This window comes from Novosphingobium sp. (assembly GCF_965229225.1).
Taxonomy (GTDB): Bacteria; Pseudomonadota; Alphaproteobacteria; order Sphingomonadales; family Sphingomonadaceae; genus Novosphingobium.
This window is the reverse complement of record NZ_OZ245867.1, coordinates 2,634,425-2,656,892: the sequence shown is the minus strand read 5'-3', so window position 1 is coordinate 2,656,892 and position 22,468 is coordinate 2,634,425. Positions and strand designations below refer to the sequence as shown.

The 22,468-nt window shown below is 63.6% G+C and carries 23 protein-coding genes; 9 read left to right on the top strand and 14 right to left on the bottom strand.

Going from position 1 to position 22,468, the window contains the following annotated elements:
* From ACO06X_RS12220 to ACO06X_RS12195, 6 genes are all read right to left on the bottom strand, one after another.
* Entirely contained in the window at positions 1–1,341 is a 1,341-nt protein-coding gene (locus ACO06X_RS12220) for a S41 family peptidase (RefSeq protein WP_421836539.1), read from the bottom strand.
* Between the two features lie 95 nt (positions 1,342–1,436).
* Positions 1,437–2,645 (bottom strand): murein hydrolase activator EnvC family protein, encoded by a 1,209-nt coding sequence (locus tag ACO06X_RS12215; RefSeq protein ID WP_421836538.1) that lies wholly within the window; start codon positions 2,643–2,645, stop codon positions 1,437–1,439.
* A gap of 4 nt (positions 2,646–2,649) precedes the next feature.
* Positions 2,650–3,075, bottom strand: a complete 426-nt coding sequence (locus ACO06X_RS12210) for a 23S rRNA (pseudouridine(1915)-N(3))-methyltransferase RlmH (RefSeq protein ID WP_421836537.1) — start codon at positions 3,073–3,075, stop codon at positions 2,650–2,652.
* A gap of 74 nt (positions 3,076–3,149) precedes the next feature.
* Positions 3,150–3,557, bottom strand: coding sequence for a ribosome silencing factor (gene rsfS / locus ACO06X_RS12205; protein ID WP_421836536.1), 408 nt, complete (start codon positions 3,555–3,557; stop codon positions 3,150–3,152).
* 103 nt (positions 3,558–3,660) lie between these two features.
* Entirely contained in the window at positions 3,661–4,311 is a 651-nt protein-coding gene (locus tag ACO06X_RS12200) for a nicotinate-nucleotide adenylyltransferase (protein WP_421836535.1), read from the bottom strand.
* Between the two features lie 5 nt (positions 4,312–4,316).
* The gene (locus ACO06X_RS12195; RefSeq protein ID WP_421836534.1) at positions 4,317–5,627 is read right to left on the bottom strand and encodes a glutamate-5-semialdehyde dehydrogenase; all 1,311 of its coding nucleotides are present in this window, start codon (positions 5,625–5,627) and stop codon (positions 4,317–4,319) included.
* A 465-nt stretch (positions 5,628–6,092) separates the two neighbouring features.
* Between ACO06X_RS12195 and ACO06X_RS12190 the strand changes: the two genes are divergently transcribed.
* Together ACO06X_RS12190 and ACO06X_RS12185 are read left to right on the top strand one after the other, a co-directional pair.
* On the top strand, positions 6,093–7,124 hold the full coding sequence (locus ACO06X_RS12190; RefSeq protein ID WP_421836533.1) for a M23 family metallopeptidase: 1,032 nt from the start codon (positions 6,093–6,095) through the stop codon (positions 7,122–7,124).
* 4 nt (positions 7,125–7,128) lie between these two features.
* A complete protein-coding gene (locus tag ACO06X_RS12185) occupies positions 7,129–7,485 on the top strand; it encodes a bactofilin family protein (protein ID WP_421836532.1) in 357 nt (118 codons plus the stop codon).
* Positions 7,486–7,562: 77 nt separating this feature from the next.
* Here the strand turns inward: ACO06X_RS12185 and ACO06X_RS12180 are convergent, their stop codons facing one another.
* Both ACO06X_RS12180 and ACO06X_RS12175 read right to left on the bottom strand, forming a co-directional pair.
* Complete coding sequence (locus ACO06X_RS12180; protein WP_421839898.1) at positions 7,563–8,243, bottom strand: DUF1013 domain-containing protein; 681 nt, start codon at positions 8,241–8,243, stop codon at positions 7,563–7,565.
* A gap of 162 nt (positions 8,244–8,405) precedes the next feature.
* Positions 8,406–9,410 carry an NAD(P)H-quinone oxidoreductase gene (locus tag ACO06X_RS12175; protein WP_421839897.1) on the bottom strand — a complete coding sequence of 335 codons (1,005 nt, stop codon included), beginning with the start codon at positions 9,408–9,410 and terminating at the stop codon, positions 8,406–8,408.
* A 129-nt stretch (positions 9,411–9,539) separates the two neighbouring features.
* Between ACO06X_RS12175 and ACO06X_RS12170 the strand changes: the two genes are divergently transcribed.
* The 6 genes from ACO06X_RS12170 to ACO06X_RS12145 all read left to right on the top strand — a co-directional run bounded on the left by ACO06X_RS12170 (position 9,540) and on the right by ACO06X_RS12145 (position 16,192).
* Positions 9,540–9,758 (top strand): DUF1192 family protein, encoded by a 219-nt coding sequence (locus tag ACO06X_RS12170; RefSeq protein WP_421836531.1) that lies wholly within the window; start codon positions 9,540–9,542, stop codon positions 9,756–9,758.
* Positions 9,759–9,941: 183 nt separating this feature from the next.
* Positions 9,942–12,317 carry an ATP-dependent Clp protease ATP-binding subunit ClpA gene (gene clpA, locus ACO06X_RS12165; protein WP_421836530.1) on the top strand — a complete coding sequence of 792 codons (2,376 nt, stop codon included), beginning with the start codon at positions 9,942–9,944 and terminating at the stop codon, positions 12,315–12,317.
* 94 nt (positions 12,318–12,411) lie between these two features.
* Positions 12,412–13,416, top strand: coding sequence for a ligase-associated DNA damage response exonuclease (locus tag ACO06X_RS12160; protein WP_421836529.1), 1,005 nt, complete (start codon positions 12,412–12,414; stop codon positions 13,414–13,416).
* Positions 13,417–13,446: 30 nt separating this feature from the next.
* Complete coding sequence (locus tag ACO06X_RS12155) at positions 13,447–15,042, top strand: cisplatin damage response ATP-dependent DNA ligase (protein WP_421836528.1); 1,596 nt, start codon at positions 13,447–13,449, stop codon at positions 15,040–15,042.
* Positions 15,043–15,116: 74 nt separating this feature from the next.
* Entirely contained in the window at positions 15,117–15,518 is a 402-nt protein-coding gene (locus ACO06X_RS12150) for a group II truncated hemoglobin (RefSeq protein ID WP_421836527.1), read from the top strand.
* 35 nt (positions 15,519–15,553) lie between these two features.
* Entirely contained in the window at positions 15,554–16,192 is a 639-nt protein-coding gene (locus tag ACO06X_RS12145; RefSeq protein WP_421836526.1) for a YoaK family protein, read from the top strand.
* Here the strand turns inward: ACO06X_RS12145 and ACO06X_RS12140 are convergent.
* Genes ACO06X_RS12140 through ACO06X_RS12120 form a run of 5 tightly spaced genes read right to left on the bottom strand, consistent with a single transcriptional unit; the run spans position 16,170 to position 19,972 of the window.
* A complete protein-coding gene (locus ACO06X_RS12140; RefSeq protein ID WP_421836525.1) occupies positions 16,170–16,457 on the bottom strand; it encodes a DUF167 domain-containing protein in 288 nt (95 codons plus the stop codon). The genes ACO06X_RS12145 and ACO06X_RS12140 overlap by 23 nt on opposite strands.
* Positions 16,438–17,007, bottom strand: a complete 570-nt coding sequence (locus tag ACO06X_RS12135; RefSeq protein ID WP_421836524.1) for a gamma carbonic anhydrase family protein — start codon at positions 17,005–17,007, stop codon at positions 16,438–16,440. Before ACO06X_RS12135 ends, ACO06X_RS12140 begins: the two co-directional genes overlap by 20 nt.
* A gap of 10 nt (positions 17,008–17,017) precedes the next feature.
* Positions 17,018–17,551 carry a GNAT family N-acetyltransferase gene (locus ACO06X_RS12130; protein ID WP_421836523.1) on the bottom strand — a complete coding sequence of 178 codons (534 nt, stop codon included), beginning with the start codon at positions 17,549–17,551 and terminating at the stop codon, positions 17,018–17,020.
* A gap of 7 nt (positions 17,552–17,558) precedes the next feature.
* The gene (hemB, locus tag ACO06X_RS12125) at positions 17,559–18,554 is read right to left on the bottom strand and encodes a porphobilinogen synthase (RefSeq protein ID WP_421836522.1); all 996 of its coding nucleotides are present in this window, start codon (positions 18,552–18,554) and stop codon (positions 17,559–17,561) included.
* A 53-nt stretch (positions 18,555–18,607) separates the two neighbouring features.
* On the bottom strand, positions 18,608–19,972 hold the full coding sequence (locus ACO06X_RS12120) for a M23 family metallopeptidase (RefSeq protein WP_421836521.1): 1,365 nt from the start codon (positions 19,970–19,972) through the stop codon (positions 18,608–18,610).
* Between the two features lie 458 nt (positions 19,973–20,430).
* Here ACO06X_RS12120 and ACO06X_RS12115 point away from each other — a divergent pair, with 458 nt between their 5' ends.
* Positions 20,431–21,462, top strand: coding sequence for a DUF3667 domain-containing protein (locus tag ACO06X_RS12115; RefSeq protein WP_421836520.1), 1,032 nt, complete (start codon positions 20,431–20,433; stop codon positions 21,460–21,462).
* 14 nt (positions 21,463–21,476) lie between these two features.
* On the opposite strand, the gene ACO06X_RS12110 is transcribed toward ACO06X_RS12115, so the two are convergent.
* Positions 21,477–22,457 carry a quinone oxidoreductase family protein gene (locus ACO06X_RS12110; RefSeq protein WP_421836519.1) on the bottom strand — a complete coding sequence of 327 codons (981 nt, stop codon included), beginning with the start codon at positions 22,455–22,457 and terminating at the stop codon, positions 21,477–21,479.
* Positions 22,458–22,468 lie beyond the last annotated feature (11 nt).

The window sequence follows — 22,468 nt, the reverse complement described above, 5'->3', positions numbered from 1 at the left end:
TCACCGCTTGCGCGCAGCCAGCGTCTGCGGGGCAGTCCGCCCCAGCGTCTGCAGCGCATAGTAGAGCTGGAAGTCGTCTATGCCCTTGGCCTTTAGTTCTTCGGGCGTCATCTTGAAGCGCGGATCCTGAACCTTGTCGCGCTCGAGGTCCTTGTCATCCTTGATTTCGTTGATCAAATGCCCCCGCAGATCGCTCTCGCGGTAGAAGCGGAGCGCGCGCTTGCGCAGATCGGGGTCGGAGATCTGCGGCACTGCGATATCGGGGTCGATGCCGCCTTCCTGTACCGAGCGGCCAGACGGCGTGTAGTATCGCGCCGTGGTCAGCTTCAGTGCGGTATCACGCGTAAGCGGCATCAACGTTTGCACGCTGCCCTTGCCGAAACTGCGCTGACCCATGAGGACGGCGCGGTGCTGATCCTGCAAGGCACCAGCGACGATTTCAGACGCAGAGGCAGAGCCTTCGTTGATCAGCACGACCATCGGAATGCCCTTGGCAATATCGCCCGGGGTCATTGATTCGGCATTGTAGGTCTCATTGTCGCGCGCATAGCGGCCACGCTGGGAAACGATCACGCCGCGATCAAGGAACAGGTCGGAAAGCGCGACCGCCTGATCGAGCAGGCCACCCGGATTGCCGCGCAGGTCGAGCACCAGCCCGGTCACCCGTCCGTTGGTCTTGGCCTTGATCTGCTTGAACGCATCGAGCACTTCGCCGCCGACATTGGCACTGAAGCTTGAGACCGAGATCACGCCGACATTGCCCTCGACCTTGAAGTCGACCGGCTTCAGTTCGATGATCTGGCGCGTGATCTTGACCTCGATCGGCTCGTCCCGACCAGTGCGGAACAAGGTCAGGCTGATGGAGGTACCCGGAGGCCCCCGCATCTGGTCGACCGCTTCGTCGAGCGTACCGCCGTAGATCAGCTTCCCATTGATGTGGGTGATAAAATCGCCCGCCTTGACGCCAGCGGCATCGGCCGGGCTGCCCTTGGTGGGCGCGATCACCTTGACCGCTCCGTCATCCATGGTGACCGATAGCCCAAGGCCTCCGTAGGAACCATCGGTCTGGGTGCGCAGGTTCTCGAAATCGCGCGCATCAAGGTAGGAACTGTGCGGATCGAGTGCCGCCAGCATCCCATTGATCGCGCCCTTGATCAGCTTGTCATCATCAACAGGCTCGACGTAACTCGTCTTGATCCGCTCGTAGACCGCCATGAGCTTGCTGAACTCAGGCCCGGAGCGCGCGTCGACAGCGGCAAGCCCGGCAGTGGTCGCCGGAATAAGCGCGACGGCGCTGACAAGCGCAGCGGCACGCAGCAAGGGAACAAACTTGAACGCCATGATCGTCTTTCGGCAAAGAGTGCAGAGCCTTGGCCTGCTTCTATAGAGCCACGACGATTAACGCCAGATGGGCCGGCGCCATGCAGAAAGGGCAATCAGCGCTCGATCAGGGCGAGCGGATTGACCGGCGCACCATCCTTGCGCAGTTCGATCGTCACTGTCGGCCGGCCGGGCCCCGCAAGGCCTAGCGGGGATCCCTGCAGCACTTTGGCCGCAACGGCGACGTCCAGCCGCCCGAGGTTGGTGATGAGCGAGGTCCAGCCGCCCTCATGGTCGATGATGACGATCCGTCCAAAGCCTCGGTAGTCGCCGGCAAAGGCCACTCGGCCGGCCGCAGGGGCGACGACCTGCGCGCCTGCCGCAGGTGCAAGGGTCACGCCGATCGAACGCGTCGCGCCAGCCGCATCGCCAAAGCCGCTGACGATCCGGCCACTCACGGGCATGATCCAGGCAAGGCCACCCGCCACCGTGCGGGCAGGCGCGCGCTCATCGACAACGAGCATCGAGCCGGGGCGGTCGGGCCGGGGAACCGGGCCTGGCAGGGCGGCAAGTTCATTGCGCAAGGTGCCGTCGGCGCGCAGGCGATCCATCAGCGCCGCGATATCGCGCGTGTCTTCGGCAAGTGCCAACGCGCGATCTGCCTCGCGGCTGGCGATGCCTTGGGCGCTGCGCGAGGCGATGCGCTGTCGGCTCTCGACCGCGACGAGTTGCTGGCGTCTTGCGGTCAGCACCTCCTCGCTTGCCGTGAGGTTCGCGGCAGCCCGGCGCGCACGGTCCTGCAACTGACGGCCGCGCACGATCTCCGAACGAAGTCCCGCAGTTCGGCGCTGGACCTCCGGTAGCATCGTTTCAAGGACTGCGCGGAGATAGACCGTCTCGCGCAAGGTATCTGCGCGCATCAGACTGAACACGAGCGGCCTGCGCGACATGAGTTGCAAGGCAGCGGTCAGGCGCACGACCGGTTCCTGCCGCGCAGCAATGCGCAGCCGCAAAGCCGCGCGCTGCCGGTCGATCTCGCGGACACTGGCCTGCGCAAGCGCGATCTCTGCTTCGGATTGTTGGATTCGAGCCGCAACCGCCGCAGCCTCGCTGGCCGTGCGATCGGCAGCAGCAATTGCGCGCCGGGCGGCTTCCTCGAGCGCATCGCCGCGCTGACGGGCCTCGGCCAAGGCGCGGCTGGCGGCACGCAGCGCGTCACCGGCCTGATCGGCGCTTTCATACGGCGCGTCCTGCGCGGCACTTTGCCATGCCGCGAGGCTGGCGAGCGCCAGAGTCATGGCAATGAAGGCCGCGCGTGACGTCATGGCCTCAGCCATCGCGATGGTAGGGATGGCCGGAGAGAATGCTCGTGGCCCGCCATAGCTGCTCGGCCAGCATGGCCCGAGCAAGCATGTGCGGCCATGTGGCGGCTCCAAACGCGAGCAGCAGGTCCGCTTCGCCCCTGAGCGCTGCATCGTGCCCATCCGCTGCGCCAATCAGAAAGCGCGCTTCCCGCACACCATCATCGCGCCATCGGCCCAGTATCGTGGCAAACGCCGTGGAAGCGAGCTGCTGGCCTCGCTCGTCGAGAGCCACGGTTCGGATCGGCGTGGCGGCAGGAACGGGCAGCGCACCACCGCGATCTGGCAGCTCGGTAACCTTGAAACCCCAGGGTATCCGGCGCGCGTAGCGGTCAACCAGTTCGGCCTCGGGCGAGCGACCAATCTTTCCGCGGGCAATCACATGGAGCAGCATGATCTTGCCCTAGCGCAGATTGACGGCGCAATGAATCCCCGCGCTTCCGCACCTGTGGAGTGCAGCCCCAGACGTCAGGCCGCGCCCTGATCTCCGAAGGCCCACATGCGCTCAAGGTTGTAGAAGCTGCGCACTTCAGGCCGGAACAAGTGGACGACGATATCGCCGGCGTCGATCAAGACCCAGTCAGCGGCTGGAAGGCCTTCGATCCGGACATGGCCGAAGCCGCCCTGCTTGATCCGCTCTGCCAGCTTCTGCGCCATGGCAGCGACTTGACGAGTCGAGCGGCCCGAGGCGATCACCATGTAATCAGCGACCGAGCTTTTGCCTTCGAGCGGGATCGTGACGATTTCCTGCGCCTGGTCGTCATCCAGCGAACGCAAGACCAGTTCAAGGATCGTGCCCGGCGCAGCGACCAGGGATCCCGAGGCAGAACTGGAGGCGATGCCGGCATCGACCGGCAAGGGCTGTGGGCTTGTCATGAGTGTGTAGATGGTCTCCATGGCTTACGGTTCAATGTTCCTAAGTTGAAGTGGGTTGGCCAAGGCAGATTGGCCAACAGAGCATTCGAAAGCAGATCGGCGCTCAACGCGCCCTCGCCCGGGCGGCTGTCACAATCGGCCTGTGGGTGAGCATGTCGCGTTGATGCACGAACGGGATGCGACGATACCAGTCAGGATCTGCTGCACGGAGAGCCGTCGCAGATCGGGCATCGGGGTCAAAGTGCAAAATGACCAGCGCCGGGGCGCTCCGCTTCGCGCCGCTGAAATCCTGGCTGTGCCGCCGGCGCCAGCGGCGCAGCCATGCCATGGCGAGGCTCGTCATAGCGGCGCCATCATACCCCGGACGGGCAATAACAGCAATCGGCATCTCACGGGCGATCCCGCGCCAGCCCCGCCAACGATGAAACTGCGCGAGATTGTCGGTTCCCATCAGCCACACAAACTGCCGTTTGGGATAACGGCGCTTGAGCAAACGAAGCGAATCGATGGTGTAGCGCGTTCCGAGTTCAGCCTCGATCGCCGTTACCCTGATCGGCGCCCCGCGAGCCGCCGCCCGGGCCGACGCGAACCGGGCCGGAAGCGGAGCCATACCCGCAGCGGGCTTGAGGACGTTCCCGGGTGAAACAAGCCACCACACTTCGTCCAGCCCCAAGGCTTCGCGTGCGAAGAGGCTGATCCGCCGATGCCCTCCGTGCGCAGGATTGAAACTGCCGCCGAGCAGGCCAGTAAGCACGGGTTTCAGGGGCGGATCTGCCCGGAGCCGAGCACCAGCCACTTGTAGGTGGTCAATCCTTCGAGAGCGACTGGTCCACGCGCATGCAGGCGCCCGGTGGCAATACCGATCTCGGCACCCAATCCGAACTCGCCGCCGTCAGCGAACTGGCTCGACGCATTGTGGATCACGATGGCGCTGTCGACCTCCGACAGGAACCTGGCTGCGACATCCTCGTCGTCAGTCACGATGGCGTCCGTATGCCCGGAAGCATGGCGGGCGATATGTGCGAGCGCGCCATCCAGCCCGTCGACCACCGCGACCGAGAGCACGGCATCGAGGTACTCGGTGTCCCAGTCCGCGGCATCCGCAGGCTTGATCCGGGGATCGATCGCGCAAGCCCGCGCATCGCCGCGCAGCTCGCAGCCGGCTTCGAGCAGCGGCGCGACAAGACCGTGCGGATCGGAGAATTGGGCATCGACCAGCAGCGTTTCCATCGCCCCGCAGATGCCGGTGCGGCGCATCTTGGCGTTCAGCGCAATGTCCTTCGCCATGGCAGGATTCGCCGCGCGATCGATAAAGGTGTGATTGATCCCATCGAGATGCGCGAGAACCGGGACGCGCGCATCTGCCTGGACTCTGGCCACAAGGCTCTTGCCGCCACGCGGAACGATCATGTCGATCAAGCCACCTGCAGCAAGCATCGCGCCGACAGCTGCGCGATCCTGGGTCGGCATCAGTTGCACAACCTCTGCAGGAACACCGCCTTCAACGAGGCCCTTAACCAGCGCGGTGTGAATCGCACGATTCGACCGCGCCGCCTCACTCCCGCCCCGCAGCAATGCGGCATTGCCAGACCGCACGCAAAGTGCTGCGGCATCGGCTGTCACGTTCGGACGGCTTTCGTAGATGATCCCGATGAGGCCAATGGGCACGCGCACCCGGCGCAGGACAATGCCATTGGGCCGGCGACTTTCATCAATGATCTGACCAACCGGATCATCGAGCGCGGCGACCTGTTCGACGGCAGCCGCAATCGCTTCGATCCGCGCAGGATCAAGCCGCAATCGATCCACCATCGCGGACGATAGCCCCGCCGCAACCCCATCGGCAACATCGAGAGCGTTGGCATCCAGAATGGCCTGCTCCGCCTGCCGCAGCGCCGCAGCGCCAAGACGAAGCGCCTGCGCACGCTGCGCCGACGGCATGGTGGCCAGCACGCGCTGCGCCGCACGACCCGCACGGGCTAGCCTTTCGACAAGAGCCGAGGCATCGACCACGTCTCCGCTGCTGGCAGCGTGATCCACGGTGGCTTGGGGGGAAACGAGCGCGTTCATTGGCCGCCCTTAACATCCCGGGGGAGTGCTGTCAGCCGGAATGGCTGAACCGGCCAGGAGCTTGCCGATTCGCAAACTCTTGCAGTTTACCTTCGCGGCTCGATACCCGGTCAGTCGGCAGCATGGCGGCCCATCGTACACCCGCAGCTCGGCTCGTCGACGGAGTCGCACGGCTCATCCTGCTCGGTGCGATGTGGATTCGACCGAGTGGTCGAGGGCGACTAAGCGGCTCGCGCCCAAAAGACGGTCATGCAGAACGTAGGGACGGGGGTCGCTATCTTACCAGTTACAACTCGGTCCAAGGTGGGACCGCCAGAGGATGGCGGTCGTCCGCCAACCCACTGGCGGGCACTCGTTGAGCGGGTGCGCAGCTGGTTCCCCGACCGCGAATTCTTCATGCGCTCGAACGGACATGTTCGCTTCATCAGGGTTTCGGCGCAGTTGCAGATGCGCGTCGCAGGGGCCGTGGCCGGCGCCGTGCTGTTGTGGGCTCTGATGATGGGCTGGATGGTCATCAGCCAAGCCCTCGCGGTCTACAATCAAGCCTCGCTGCTGGAGCGGGAAGCTGCGGTCGCGACAGCAGAAAGCCGCGTCGCGAAGTATCGTTCAGGGCTCGGCTCCGTCGCCAGCGATCTCGCCAAGCGTCAGGACTTCATCGAGAAGAGCGTGCAGGGCGCGATCGGTCCGCTGCCGCAAACGCTGCCGTCTGGCACGGTTTCGGACAGCAGCGAGGAAGCCAGCAAGACCGTACGCAAGATCTCGATGATCCTGCCTGAGGCGACCGGGTTGGCCCAGGTCGAAGCGCGCCAGCTCGCGTTCATCGAAGCGCTGACGCGTTACGCCGACATCCGTTCCGCCCGCGCAGAGACCGCGATGCGCCGTCTTGGCCTGAACCCCAAGGTTGTGGCGGCTTCCGATCGCAGCGCGATGGGTGGTCCGCTGATTCCAATGGCCACCGGCCCTGGAAACAAGCTCGATCCGCGGTTTGCCCGATTTGGCGCAAGCCTCTCCCGCATGAGCGCGATGGAGCAGGCTCTGGTTCGCATTCCCAACACGCTTCCCGCCAGCCTCGACTATATCTCGAGCGGATTCGGCTACCGCATCGATCCCTTTACCGGAGGCGGCGCCTTTCATGCCGGCCTTGATTTCCGCGGCCCCATCGGCGCGCCCATTCTGGCGGCAGCTGCTGGCACGGTCAGCTTCACCGGCGCAAAGCAAGGCTATGGCAATTGCGTGGAAATCAGCCACGGCAACGGCTTGTTGACGCGTTACGCCCATATGTCGCGCATCACCGCCCGCGTTGGTGAAGTGGTCGGCCCGGGCCGCGTTATCGGTGCAATCGGCAGCAGCGGCCGCTCGACCGGACCCCATTTGCATTTTGAAGTGCGGATAGCCGATCGTCCGGTGGACCCGCGACCCTTTCTGGAGGCGATGCCGCATGTTTTCCAAGAAGCCAACACCAGGGCCGGACATCTCCCGGACAGCCGGGCAAGGTAACGCCGTGCCTGCGACCACTTTTTCGGTGCTTGGGGCCGATCTTGCCGTGAAGGGCGACATCACGGCCAGCGCTGAGCTGCATATCGAAGGGCACGTCGAAGGGGACATCACGTGCTCCGGCCTCGTTCAGGGCGAAGCGAGCTCGATCCACGGCGCGATTCGTGCGCAGACTGCGCGACTTGCTGGGACGGTTCGAGGGGGAATCGAGGTGGGCCAGCTTGTGGTGCTCAAGACCGCCCGCATTCACGGCGATGTGAAATATGATGTCCTGACGATCGAACAGGGCGCCCACATTGATGGCATGCTCAGCCATGGACTTGAGACCAAGGCGAGCGACACGCCGTTGGATCTGGCCAACTGAACGAAAAACCCCTCCCGGAGGGGGAGGGGTTTGGGTGCTGACGCACCTTCAACGCAACGTCGATTCAGGACCGGAAGTCAGCTGTCCGAGAGCCCCTCGGCGCGGCGCGCTTCGAGCCAGGCAGCCGCTTCGGCTTCCTGGGCGGCCTGCGATGCCGCCTTGGCCTGAGCCTCGCGCTCGGCGCGCAGTTCCTCGATCAAGGCCTCGCGATCATTGCCGAGGCGCAGGTTGTTGGCCGTGTCGTCTTCCTCGATCCCGGCGCGCTTGGCAGCCTTGGCAACCAGCGCATCAAGCTCACGCTGCGAGCACAGACCCAATGTTACGGGGTCCTTCGGGTTGATGTTCGAAATGTTCCAGTGGCTGCGGTCGCGGATCGCGGCAATGGTATTGCGCGTCGTACCGATCAGCTTGCCGATCTGCGCATCCGAGATTTCCGGATGGTGGCGCAAGATCCAGGCGATGCCATCGGGCTTGTCCTGCCGCTTCGAGACAGGCGTATAGCGCGGCCCCTTGGTGCGGCTGACCGAAATCGGCGCCTTCTGCATGCGCAGCCGGTACTCGGAATTGGACTGCCCGCGCTCGATCTCGCTCTGGGTCAATTCGCCCGAGTGGACAGGATCGCGGCCGGTATACTTGGCACCGGCCAGATCGTCGGCCATCGCCTGCACTTCGAGGATGTGCAGGCCGCAGAACTCGGCAATCTGCTCGAAGGTCAGCGCGGTGTTGTCGACAAGCCACGATGCCGTGGCATGGGGCATCAGCGGAAAGGTTGACTGGTTGCTCAAGGGGAGCCCCTCCGGACAGCGGAAACAATAAGGGCCGCCCCTTGCGGAGCGGCCATCGTGCCCGCGATGTAGGCGACGGGGCTGCTTACGGCAAGCCTATTCCCATCGATTCGGCTGCGAAGATAGCCTTGCGCCCTATTGATCCGCCGCGAGCACAATCTTGCCGATATGTGCGCCAGCTTCCATCCGCGTGTGCGCCGCCGATGCATCGCGCAGCGGAAACGCCATGTCCATCACCGGCCTGAGCAAACCATCCGCGACCAGAGGCCAAACCGTCGTGTGGATCTCGTCCGCCAACAAGCCTTTGAATTCATTTGATCGAGGCCGAAGGGTCGAACCCGTCAGCGTGATTCTTCGACGCATCACCTCGGCCATGTTGAGCTCTGCACGCACGCCGCCCTGCACCGCAATGGTCACATGCCGACCATCTTCGGCGAGGCACTTCAGATTGCGGGCAACATAGTCCCCCGCCACCATGTCGAGCACGAGATGAACGCCGGCACCATTGGTGATTCGCGAGACTTCCTCGACGAAATCACTGGCTTTGTAGTCGATGGCATGGGCCGCACCGAGTGCGAGCGCCGCAGCACACTTGTCCGGGCCGCCGCAGGTCACGATGACTTCGAGACCGAACAGCTTGCCGAGCAGGATCGCCATGGTGCCGATCCCGCTGGTGCCGCCATGCACGAGCACGCGCTCGCCTTCGGTCGCCCAACCGCGTTCGAAAACGTTGTGCCAGACGGTAAACAGCGTTTCGGGCAATGCGGCTGCCTGATCAAGCGGCAGTCCCTCCGGCACGGGCAGGCACAAGGCCGCTTCAGCCAGGCAATACTCGGCATATCCACCGCCCGCGACCAGGGCGCAGACCATCTGGCCGACAAACGGCGTCGTGACGCCAGCGCCTGCGGCGACAATCTGCCCGGAAACTTCAAGGCCGGGAATCGGCGAAGCGCCGGGCGGCGGGGGATAAAAGCCCTGACGCTGGATCACGTCGGGTCGATTGACCCCGGCATAAGCTACCCGAAGGAGGACCTGCCCTGCACCTGGAACCGGGACCGGTAAAGTTTCCGGCCGCAACACATCTGGCGCGCCCGGAGAGGCAAAGCCCACGGCTGTCATAGTCGCTGGTACCGGCTTCATGCCATGCCCCCTGATCCGATGCGGCTGCCTGGTATTGGATTGCGCCGCCAATTGGTAAACAGTTCGCTGCGCCAAGTACCTACGGAGCCGGTTGACAGCAAGGCTCTAGCAGCCACAAAGTGCGCGGCGATGGAACTTGATGAGCGCCCGCGCCCCAAAGGCGATCTGGCCAGCCAGCTGGCGCTGGAGTCGCTCGACAGTTTTTCGCATCACGAGCTCGACCAACGGATTGCCCTGCTTGAGGCGGAGATCGCCCGTGTCGCCGCGCATCGTGACAAGGCAGCAGCGCATCGACGTGCTGCCGAAGCACTGTTTGGCACGCCTTCATCGCAAGGCAGTGGATCATGACTTGTGCCGCCCTTCACGTAAGCGGGCGGCATACCCATATTGTCACCAAGGCGGGCTTCGTGCCCGACCGGATGTCCCTTTTGCGCAGCTTCGGTTTAGCCCCGGTTAAGCGCAAGCATGTTCATCTCCCGCAAGGGAATCAGCAGAAATCGGCCACCCCACGGCCGACGAGAAAGAAGTGCCATGCCCAGTTTCGCGCAAAGCCTTGAGAAGACGCTGCATTCTGCGCTCAGCAATGCATCGGAGCGCAGCCATGAGTATGCGACTCTGGAGCATCTCCTGCTCGCACTGATCGACGACCCCGATGCCGCTCAGGTCATGCAGGCCTGCGGTGTCGATCTGGGAGATCTTGGTGAAGTGGTTCGCCAGTATCTCGATCAGGAGTATCAATCGCTCAAGACGCAGGACAAGGCTGATCCGCAGCCGACCGCGGGGTTCCAGCGCGTGATCCAGCGCGCCATCCTGCATGTCCAATCGTCGGGCAAGGATACGGTCACCGGGGCCAATGTGCTGGTGGCGCTGTTCTCCGAACGCGATTCCTACGCGGTCTACTTCCTGCAGCAGCAGGACATGAGCCGGCTCGATGCAGTGAGCTTCATTAGCCACGGCATCGGCAAGGGCGGTCGCCAGGTCGAAAGCCGCAGCCCCAAGGGCAGCGAGGAAGCCCAGCCTCAGCAGGAAGAAAAGGCCGACGCCAAGAGCGGCGCAAAGAAGGATTCAGCGCTCGACCAATTCACCGTCAATCTCAATGAGAAGGCGCTGAATGGCAAGGTTGATCCGTTGATCGGCCGCGGTCCCGAGGTCGATCGTACGATCCAGATCCTGTGCCGCCGTTCGAAGAACAACCCGCTCTACGTGGGCGATCCCGGCGTGGGCAAGACCGCGATCGCGGAAGGCCTCGCGCGCAAGATCGTCGAAGGCGATGTGCCGGAAGTCCTCAGCGAGGCCGTGATCTATTCGCTCGACATGGGCGCCCTTCTCGCCGGCACGCGCTATCGCGGCGATTTCGAAGAGCGGCTGAAGCAGGTCGTTTCCGAGCTCGAAAAGATGCCGCATGCGATCCTGTTCATCGACGAAATCCACACGGTGATCGGTGCCGGCGCGACCAGCGGCGGTGCGATGGATGCCTCCAACCTCCTGAAGCCCGCGCTTTCAGGCGGCACGATCCGCTGCATCGGCTCGACCACCTACAAGGAATTCCGCAATCACTTCGAGAAGGACCGCGCGTTGCTGCGCCGGTTCCAGAAGATCGATGTAAACGAACCGACCATCGAGGACACGATCAAGATCCTCAAGGGCCTGCGCAGTGCGTTCGAGGAACACCACAAGGTTCGCTATACGCCCGATGCGATCAAGACCGCTGTCGAGCTCTCGGCGCGCTACATCAACGACCGCAAGCTGCCGGACAAGGCGATCGACGTGATCGACGAAGTCGGCGCGATGCAGATGCTGGTGCCGCCTTCGAAGCGCAAGAAGGTGATCACCGCGCGCGAGATCGAACAGGTCATCGCGACGATGGCGCGCATCCCGCCCAAGTCGGTCTCGAGCGATGACAAGAAGGTGCTTGAGCATCTCGACCGCGATCTCAAGCGGCTGGTGTTCGGCCAAGACAAGGCGATCGAGGTACTGTCGTCGGCGATGAAGCTCAGCCGCGCGGGTCTGCGCGATCCGGACAAGCCGATCGGTTCGTTCCTGTTCTCGGGCCCTACCGGTGTCGGCAAGACCGAAGTGGCGCGCAGCCTTGCCCAGATCATGGGTATCCCGCTGCAACGCTTCGACATGTCCGAATACATGGAGCGCCATTCGGTCAGCCGCCTGATCGGCGCGCCTCCGGGCTACGTCGGCTTCGATCAGGGCGGCCTGCTCACCGATGCGATCGACCAGCAGCCGCACTGCGTCCTGTTGCTCGACGAAATCGAGAAGGCGCATCCGGACCTGTTCAACATCCTGCTGCAGGTTATGGATAACGGCAGGCTTACCGATCACCACGGCAAGACGGTCGATTTCCGCAATGTCGTGCTGATCATGACAACCAACGCAGGTGCCAGCGACATGGCACGGCAAGGGATCGGCTTCGGCGACGTGTCCAAGGCGGATGCGGGCGATGAGGCGGTGAAGAAGATGTTCACCCCCGAATTCCGCAACCGTCTCGATGCGATCGTGCCCTTTGCCTATCTGCCGCCGGAAGTCGTCAGCCGCGTGGTCGACAAGTTCATCCTCCAGCTTGAACTGCAGCTGGCGGAGCAGAATGTGCACATCCAGTTCGACAGCGACGCGCGCGCCTGGCTCGCCAAGCAGGGCTATGACCGGCTCTATGGTGCGCGTCCAATGGGCCGCGTCATCCAGGAGAAGGTCAAGAAGCCGCTCGCGGAAGAGCTGCTGTTCGGTAAGCTGGCCAATGGCGGCGAAGTCCATGTCAGCCTCAAGGAAGAGGAAGGCAAGCCGACGGTGCTCTCGTTCGAACTGACCCCCGCCGCGCCGAAGCTCGTCAAGAAGAAGGCGCGCAAAGGCAAGGGCGGTTCAGCCACGGCCGAGGAGCCGAATACCGACGAAGCCTGACGCAGGCACGCGTTGACACAAAGGGGCGGAGCCTTCGGGTCTCCGCCCTTTTTGTCTCTGGCAACCCTGACGCAATAACGGCATTCGTGATGCCATGGCCAGTTGTTTCACGTGGATCAAAGCGGAGCCGTGTGGCATCCGCATCGTTCCGGCAGACGCCTGGATCGATCCGGCACGCCCCGCCCCGCGTGCGCTCGTGACGCATGGCCACGCAGACCATGCGCGGGGCGGTCATGGCCAAACCGTGGCGACATCCGAGACCCTCGCCATCATGGCCGTTCGCTATGGCGTAACGGATGGGGCTGTGGTTGCCCGCTATCACGAGCCGATTGCGATCGGCGGAGGCGTAACCGCAACCTTTCTGCCAGCCGGCCATGTGCTGGGCTCGGCGCAGATCCTGCTAGAGCATGCGGGCGAACGAGTGATCGTAACGGGGGACTACAAGCGTAGCCCGGATCCGACCTGTCCGCCGTTTGCGGTCACTTCCTGCGACCTCTTCATCACCGAGGCCACCTTCGGCTTGCCGGTCTTTCGCCACCCGCCGATCGGCGGCGAAATTGCCAAGCTGCTCGGCGCGCGCGCGGCAAACCCGGATCGCTGCATGCTGGTGGGTGCCTATGCGCTCGGGAAGGCGCAGCGGATCATTGCGGAACTGCGAGCAGCCGGTTGGCAGGAACCGATCTATCTCCACGGCGCCATGGAGGCGATGTGCCGCCTGTATGAGTCTCTGGGAGTGCCGCTCGGCGACCTGCGATCGGTTGCAGGCGTGCCCAAGGCCGCTCTGACTGGCGCCATCGTTATTTGTCCTCCTTCGGCGCTTAGCGACCGCTGGAGCCGGCGGTTACCCGATCCGCTAACCGCCATGGCGAGCGGATGGATGCGTGTGCGTCAGCGCGTACGCCAACGCGGAGTGGAACTGCCACTCGTGATCTCGGATCACGCCGATTGGAGTGAACTCACCTCGACCATTTCAGACGTGAGTCCGGGCGAGACATGGATCACGCATGGCCGCGAAGATGCGCTCCTGCGCTGGTGCGAACTGCACCAGCGAAAGGCCCGTGCGCTCGCCTTGACGGGTTACGAGGACGAAGATGATTGAGTCCCCCGACTCCGGAAGCAGCTGGCGCTGATGCAGCGGTTTGCAACCCTCCTCGACAGCCTGTTGCTCACACCCTCGCGCAACGGGAAACTCGAGCTTATTGCCGAGTATCTTCGTGAGACGCCCGATCCGGATCGCGGCTGGGCGCTCGCCGCCCTGACCGGCGCGGTCGATTTTTCCGCGATCAAGGCCGGAACGGTGCGGGGTCTGATGGCCAGCCGCATCGATCCAGTCTTATGGACGCTTTCACGTGATTTCGTTGGCGATACTGCCGAAACCGCAAGCCTGCTGTGGCCGGAACCCGAACCTGTCCCGCTCGAACCACCACCAACACTTGGCGAGGTGGTTGCCGCTCTTTCCCAAGCAACGCGCGCGAGTGCGCCGCTTGTTCTGGCGAGCCTGCTGGACCGGCTTGATACACCCGGGCGCTACGCCCTGATCAAGTTTGCCACCGGTGCGCTGCGCATCGGCATCTCCGCCCGCCTGGCCAAGGTCGCATTCGCGCAGGCTTTCGCCGTACCGGTCGATGCAGTCGAAGAGTACTGGCACGGTCAGGAGCCGCCCTACTCACACCTCTTCGCATGGGCCGCTGGAACGGCGCCGCCGCCGCGTACGGATTTGCTGCCGCTTTTCCGTCCGTTCATGCTTGCCCATCCGCTGGAAGACGAGACGATCAGCCTTGCGGAATACGTGGCTGAATGGAAATGGGACGGTATCCGGGTCCAACTGGTCCATGTGGGCGGTGAGACAAGGGTCTATTCGCGCGGCGGGGACGAGATTTCGGCGAGCTTTCCCGAGATCGCAGGCGCCTTGCCCATCCCGGCCGTGCTCGATGGCGAACTGCTCGTTCGCGGCACGGCGCAAGGGGGAGAAGCAGGTGGCGCGGCAAGCTTCAATGCGCTGCAGCAGCGGCTCGGCCGCAAGTCCGTCTCGAAGGCAATGCTGGCGGAGGCGCCAGCCTTTGTCCGGCTCTATGACCTTCTGATCCTGAATGGCGAAGACCTGCGCGAGCAACCCTGGTCGCAGCGCCGCGCCCGGTTGGAAGCCCTCATACCGGAGCTTGATCCGGTACGGTTCGACTTGTCCCAGACCATTGACGCAACGGACATGGAAGCGCTCGCCGAGATCCGCGCGGGTGCTCGCGATGCGGCCATCGAAGGCGTCATGCTCAAGCACCGCCAATCGCCCTATGTGGCAGGGCGACGGGCCGGGCTGTGGTACAAGTGGAAGCGTGAGCCGCTGCTGATCGATTGCGTCCTGATGTATGCGCAGCGCGGTTCGGGGAAACGATCCTCGTTCTATTCCGATTTCACCTTTGGCTGCTGGAATGGCGATCCGGATGCGGGGGCGGAATTGCTGCCGGTGGGCAAGGCCTACTTCGGCTTCACCGACGAGGAACTCCGGTTCCTCGATCGCCACGTCCGGCAGCACACGATCGCAAAGTATGGACCTGTCCGGGAAACCGATCGCAGCCTGGTGTTCGAAGTGGCGTTCGATTCGGTCCATCTCAGCAAGCGGCACAAGTCCGGGCTGGCGATGCGATTCCCCCGCATCCACCGCATCCGACAGGACAAACCCGCACACGAAGCCGATCGCCTGGAGACATTGCACGCACTGGTCACTTGATCTCGATCAAGGCGGCTTGCTCGGCCGGGTGGCAGGCACTGGCTTGCCGCACTGTCGCTTTGGAGTGAGCATTCTTGGCCACGACAACCGAAACCCCCGCTGCCAGCCCCTATGATCGCATCGGAGGCTTGGCGGCTCTGCGCCGGATCACCGACCGCTTCTACGATCTGATGGAGACCGATCCGGCATTTGCCGCGCTGAGAGCCATGCATGCGCCGGATCTGACACCCATGCGCGAATCGCTGCCGCTCTTCCTTGCCGGCTGGAGCGGAGGCCCGCGGACCTGGTGGGATGCCAATCCCGGCAAATGCATGGTGAGCATGCACGCGCCGTTCGGGATCAACCGGGAGCTCGCCGGACAATGGGCCGATGCGATGCGCCGTGCGATTGCCGATATCTCACCCGGCGACACCGCCATCGCCGATGCTCTGGCGGACGTGCTGGACCGGATGGCGCGGGGTATGGCCAAGGCTTGATTGGCGAGGATCAAGCAAACGGCTAAGCTGCTGCGATGCTGAGGTATGATCCGGATCGACGCAGGCTGGCCATCGCCCTTTCCGGCCTCGCGGGGTTCGTCGATGCGGTGGGCTTCCTTTCGGCGAATGGCTATTTCGTGTCGTTCATGTCTGGCAATTCGACACGGCTGGGCGTGGCGCTCAGCACGGGATCGAGCGCGGCAATGATCCCCGCAGTGCTGATTGCCGGCTTTGTCTGCGGCGTGACGCTGGGGGCGCTGGTCGCGCTGCGAGCCGGAGGCCGCCGGAAGCCGGTCGTCCTGGGAATGGTCGCAATGCTTTTGCTGATCGGTGCAACAGCGCGCGGCCTGGGCCATGAATCCTTCATGCTGGCCGCCCTTGTGCTGGCCATGGGTGCGACCAACAACACCTTCCAGCGCGGCGGCGAAGTGACAGTAGGGCTGACCTATATGACGGGTGCGCTTGTCCGCCTCGGGCAAGGATTGGCGCTGTGGATCGCGGGCAGGGCAGAGCCGGGATGGATTCAGTGGGGTCTGCTATGGGCAGGGCTGCTGATCGGTGCCGTGCTGGGTGCTTTCTTCCAAAGCCAATGGCCCTCTGGCTGTCTGTGGATCGCGGCAGCCTGGGCGGGAATGATGGCCTTGGTTGCGATCAGGCTACCAGTGGAATCCTGAAGAGTTTTTCCCGCGAAGTTGCGCCGCGCAACAAGGCAATCTGCGAGGATGGAACAGCCAGCGCCTGCCCAAGCAGATCGACGACTGCGGCGGTTGCCTTGCCATCCTCCGGCTTGGCTCTCACTTTGACGAGAACGCGGCCAGACACAATCTCTATGCCTTCGCTTCGCGCACCGGGCGTAACCCTGACCGCAAGCCGCCCATCAGCGTCAGCGAATGATCGCAACGCCTCGGCGGAAGGAAAATCAGCCTTCGGTCGCGCCATGGCTGGCCAGCGCGGCGCCATGGGCACGCGCATTGCCAACGTAGTGCGCGACGCCCAGCTGCATCTCATGGAGCGCAGCATCGGTGAGATCGCGCATGTAAGCGGCGGGACGGCCGCCCCACAACTGGCGTGAGGCGATCCGCTTGCCCGGCGTGAGCAGCGCGCCTGCCGCCAGCATACCATCGCCCTCAATCACAGCACCGTTCATCACCACCGAACCAAGTCCGACAAACGCCCGGTCTTCCAAGGTGCAGCCATGCAACATGACCATGTGGCCGACGAGAACATCGTCTCCGATAAGCGTGGGGAAACCTAGCGGATGACGCGGATCAGGGCTGTCGCAATGGATCACGGTCCCGTCTTGAATGTTGCTGCGCGCGCCGATCACGATCCGGTTCACATCGCCGCGGATCACGCAGTTGTACCAGACCGAGGCCTCCGGCCCGATCTCGACATCACCGATGATCCGGCAGCCCGGTGCGATGAAGGCGCTTGGGTGAATGCGTGGTGCCTTGCCGTGAATGGCCGCAATGGTGACGTCGTGATGCATGGCGCTCCCTTCAATCGGCCTCGGGCAGCGGCCGGTGGATGCGGTAGAGAATATGCGGACGAAGCGGATCACCCTCGGCAAGCTCGGGATGTTCAAAGTCCTCATCAGGATAGCGAATCATCCCGAGGCGCTCCATCAAGCCCCAGCTACGCGTGTTGGCAAGGTTGGTGATCGCCATGACCGCGGGAACCGGCAAGTTGGCCCAAGCCCAGGCCAGTGATGCCTCAGCCGCTTCACGCGCCAGACCTTGGCCCCAGGCATGATGAGCGAGACGCCAGCCGATCTCGTGTTCGAAGATGGGTGAGCGAGGCGGGAGTATTCCGCAAAAGCCGATAAAATCGCCCTCGACCTTGCGTTCCAATGCCCAGAAAACGTGTCCGTGTTCGCGCTCAGTGGCGATCATCCGGTCTACAGCAGCGTCACTTTCGGCACGGGTCAACGGAGGTAGATACTCCATCACGCGCGGATCGCAGGCCATTGCCCAGAATGGCTCACGGTCCGCATCGCGCCAAGGGCGCAGAACAAGCCGCTCGGTCTCGATCATTCCGGTTTCAGGCACCCATCAGACGCGCAGCGTGGAGCGCATGGTAGGTCAGGACGCCAGAACAACCCGCACGCTTGAACGCGAGCAGGGTTTCCAGAACCAGCGCGTCGCGATCGCCAGCACCGGCAGCCGCAGCCGCTTCGATCATCGCGTACTCACCGCTTACCTGATAGGCAAAGACCGGCACCTGAAAGGCCTCTTTCACGCGCAGGGCAATATCAAGATAGGGCAGGCCAGGCTTGACCATGACGCTGTCTGCGCCCTCGGCAAGGTCGAGTTCGACTTCGCGCAGTGCTTCCTCTGCGTTGCCGGGATCCATCTGATAGGTTTTCTTGTTGCCCTTCAGCAGCCCGCGCGATCCGACAGCATCGCGGAACGGGCCATAGAAGGCGGACGCGTACTTTGCCGCATACGCCATGATCTGGACGTTGATATGGCTGCCCTCTTCGAGTGCCTCGCGAATCGCGCCGATGCGGCCGTCCATCATGTCGGACGGCGCGATGATGTCCGCACCGGCAGCCGCCTGATTGAGGCTCTGTCCCACCAGCACATCCACGGTCGCGTCGTTGAGGACATAGCCCTCGTCATCGATCAGGCCGTCCTGCCCGTGGCTGGTGTAGGGGTCGAGCGCAACATCGGTCAGAACGCCGAGCGAATCTCCGCAGGCATCCTTGATCGCCTTGATCGCCCGGCACATCAGGTTGTCCGGGTTGAGCGCTTCGGCGCCATCCTCGCTGCGACGCTCAGGCTGGGTGTTCGGAAACAGGGCAATGCAGGGAATGCCAGCTGCCGCTGCTTCACGGGCACGCTCGGCCACCAGATCGACTGACCAACGCGACACGCCGGGCAGGGAACTGATCGGATCCTCAATGCCCCGGCCTTCGGTTACAAACAGGGGCCAGATCAGATCGGCAGGGGTGACAAGCACTTCGCGGTGCAGGGCGCGGCTCCACGCGGTAGCGCGGGTGCGGCGGAGGCGAATGTTGGGATAGCCAGCGGACATGCCCCCGTTCTAGGCGCTACGGCACCTTTGGGCAACCGGGCGAGATCGCCTGCTTAGTGCTGCGTGCCCACGATGGCGCCCGGCCGGACCGAAAGGAGGGCCTGCAACCGCGCCTTGAAGGCAGCCACCTGCTTGGGATCGACTGCTTGAGTTCGCTGCACCATCCGGACCGAGAAGGGATCCACTGTCTGCCCCCCCCGATAAACCTCGTAATGGAGGTGGGCACCGGTGGAGAGGCCGGTGGAGCCGACATAGCCGATGATCTGCCCGCGCCGGACCGTCATTCCCGGCGCGACGGCAATCCGGCTCATATGGCCGTAGCCCGTGGCAATGCCGCCACCGTGGTCGAGCCGCACGTAGTTGCCATGGCCCCCGTGCCAGCCAGCGTACTCCACACGGCCGTCGGTAACGGCATAGATCGGCGAACCCCAGGAGGCCGCGAAATCAACGCCGGCATGCATGCGAACATAACCAAGGATGGGATGACGGCGCATGCCGTAGCCCGAAGACACATGCCCGCTGACCGGAGCGCCGAACAACCCGCTGTCGGTCTGTCCGCCTCCGGCAAGGTCGGCCAGCGAGGTGAAGCTGCCGTCAGCACCCCAGCGCAGCAACTGCGCACGCGGCTGGCCGGACCGGACAACGCCGGCATAGAGCAGATTGCCGGCCTCGCCCTCGCCATCCGCCGTGTGTTTGTACGAAACGACGAGGTCGAATGTGTCGGTAGGCGCGATCGCTTCGAACGGAAGCGCCTGATCGATCGCCCGCAGATAATCCTGTACTGCGCTTGGCGGCGCCCCCGCAGCGCGAGCAGACCGGTAAAGGCTTGTGCCAACCAGTCCCTGAACCCGCAGCGGCGTCACATCAACGGCGATCGGCTTGCGTGAAAGCGCCAGGCCTCCGCCTTGCCGACTGATCGAAACGGCGAGATCGAAACGTGGGCGAAAACCAATTGCCGTGAGTGGCCGGGGATCCGAAGCATTGCCCCGCGCGCCGAGCGTGATGGAGAAACGAGTGCCCGGCGCAATCTCCGCAAGTGGGACAGCGCTGGCGACCATGGCCGCGACTTGTCCAGCATCGCCTGATCCAACACCAGCGCGCTGCAGCATGCGCGGCAGACTGTCGTTCTCACCGATCGTTGCGGAAAGCTGGATTTCAGGGCGCTCGGGAGCGGCTGCCAGCCGTGTGACCACCTCGGTTGCGGCAAAGTGGCGCCCCTGGGTCGAACCCTCCGCAAATGACCGCAGCGATTGTGCACGAAATTCGACCAGTGATGCTTCGTCCAGTGCCGTCAGCGGCGCAGCCTCAAGCGGCGCGAAGCGGGGCCAGAACATCAGTGCCAGCACAGTGAGACCAACAAGCAGGCCAAGGCCGCGAAACCATCCAGCGCTGCCGATGCTCTCGGCAAGATCGGGCACAAGTGCATACCGACCCGCCCAAAATTCAATGCGATGGCAGACCTGCGTCCATCGCTCTGCGAGTGGGTGGTTGCTGTCCCGAAACGTGGGAGCAGGTGGCGGCGGCGGTTCTGGAGGCGGCAGGATAGGCGTGCGGCGTGCGGGTACCAAGCCGGGACGCGCGCGACCGAAGGTCACGGTGCTGGCCAGCCCCAATTCGTCACGTGGGCCCAACACTCCGGTTGCTTCCCTTTCCGCCGCCGAAACCGCTCGTCCGGTCCGGGTGCCGCGCATTGCCGACACGGAAGAAGCCCTGCACCCGCAAGGTTAATTCAGCGTAAACTCACGCACGTCCCTCACACCCGCCACAGGGATTTCCGGTCCATTCCGGCCAGACCAGCCTCCGGGCATGGTCACCGCGCTTCGGATTGGCTAACATGCATTGCAATCTGGAAAGAACGGGGCGGGACTGCGGCGGCATGAACGAGGCACAAGTACTGGGCGATGCCATCGGAGCAGGCCTTGCGGCGCGTACACTTGAACCCAATGGGGGTGAGGTGGACAGTGGACATACGCACGAGAGCGCATGTCTGAACTGCGGCACGCCCTTGGTCGGGAGCCATTGCCACAATTGCGGACAGACAGCGCACGTGCATCGGACGCTCGGTGCATTCTTTCACGATCTGCTCCACGGCGTGTTCCACTTCGAGGGCAAGATCTGGCACACTCTGCCGATGTTGATCGCGCGGCCGGGCAAGCTCACCCGCGAGTACATCGACGGACGCCGCGCTCGCTATGTTTCGCCGCTCGCGCTGTTCCTGTTCAGCGTCTTCATCATGTTCGCAGTCATCCAGCAGACCGCCGGTGACCTCAGCCTCGGCAAGGATGGCAAGATTGCCATCAATGTGGGGGTGTCGAAGGGCTCGGCCGAAATCGAGAAGTCACTCAAGGCCGTGCGGACAAAGCGGGCTGAAGTGGAAGCCAAAGGCGGCGATACCGACGATCTCGACACCGACATAGAGCAGCAGGAGCGCGCGCGTGCTGCCATGCGCCGCATGGGCGGGGAAAAGCTTTCCTCCACCGGGTTTTCGATTCTCGATGAGGTAATCGACGAAACCCAGAGCAACCCCAAGCTGGTGCTCTACAAGATGCAAAGCCACGCCTATAAATACAGCTGGGCGCTGGTGCCGATATCGGTCCCGCTCCTGTGGCTGCTGTTTCCCTTCAGCCGCCGCTTTCACTTATACGATCACACCGTATTCGTGACCTACTCGCTGAGCTTCATGACGCTGCTCTTCGCGGCTGGAATGATAGCCGGGGCTTTCGGCGCCGACCTGGTAGCAGCCCTGCTTGCTCTGGTCCCACCCATCCACATGTACAAGCAACTGCGCGGGACATACGGCACTTCCCGGTTGGGCGGATTGGTTCGCACAGCGGCATTGCTGGTTTTCGCCTTGTCGGCGCTGGCCATCTATCTCGTATTGATCGCGGCTGAAGCCGGCAGTGGCTAAACCCGCGGTTTATCTCAGCAATCGAGAACGAACGGGCCGGCAGCCCGCGACTCCAGCGCAGCATGCACTTTTGCCGCGTCCTGTAATTCATAACGACCGCCAAGTTTGACCGGCAGGGCTCCTGCCACCATTGCTGCAAAGAGCCTTTCGGACGCGGACAGCAGCGTTCCGCGCGTGGAAATGTAGGGCCAAAGGAACGGACGCGAGACTTTCGCCGACTTTGCGCCGAGCCGCGACAGGTCGAACGGCGGTATGGGACCTGACGCCTGTCCGTAATGAACAAGATGCCCCTTCACGGCGAGCGAGGCCAGAGAGCCCTCGAACGTATCCCCGCCGACTGCATCGTAGGCCGCGCCGACACCTTCACCTCCCGTGAACGCCATAACACGCGCAGCAACGTCTTCCTCGCGGTAGAGAATGACTTCATCGCATCCGGCAGCCATCGCGATTGCAGCCTTGTCCGCTGAACCCGCCGTACCGATCACCCGGCCGCCCTTGAGCCGGGCCATCCGCGCAACAAGTTGGCCGACGCCGCCTCCAGCCGCCTGAACCAGCACAGCCATGTCCGGACGAACAGGTTCGACTTCCTCAACCAGCGCCTGCGCGGTGAGACCCTTGAGGAACCATGCCGCCGCTACGCCATCATCGATGCCAGCAGGAACCGGCACGGCAAGCGCGGCGCTGATGATGCGGGCGCGGGCGTATCCGCCGTAGTTCCGGGCAATGTACGCGATGCGATCGCCAACGGCGAAGTCCGTAACGCCCTCACCGACTGCTTCAACCGTGCCCACGGCTTCAAGCCCCGGAATACCGGGCAGGTCAAGCGTGCGATAGGAACCCGAGCGAACGTAGATATCGTGGAAGTTCACCGACGCCGCATGCTGGCGAACAAGGAGTTCGCCAGCCGAGGGCGCAGGGACGTCGACCCCTTCGAGCTTCATGACTTCCGGTCCGCCGTAAGCGCGGATAACGATTGCCTCGCTGGCGGTACCCATCGTGTCTGCGA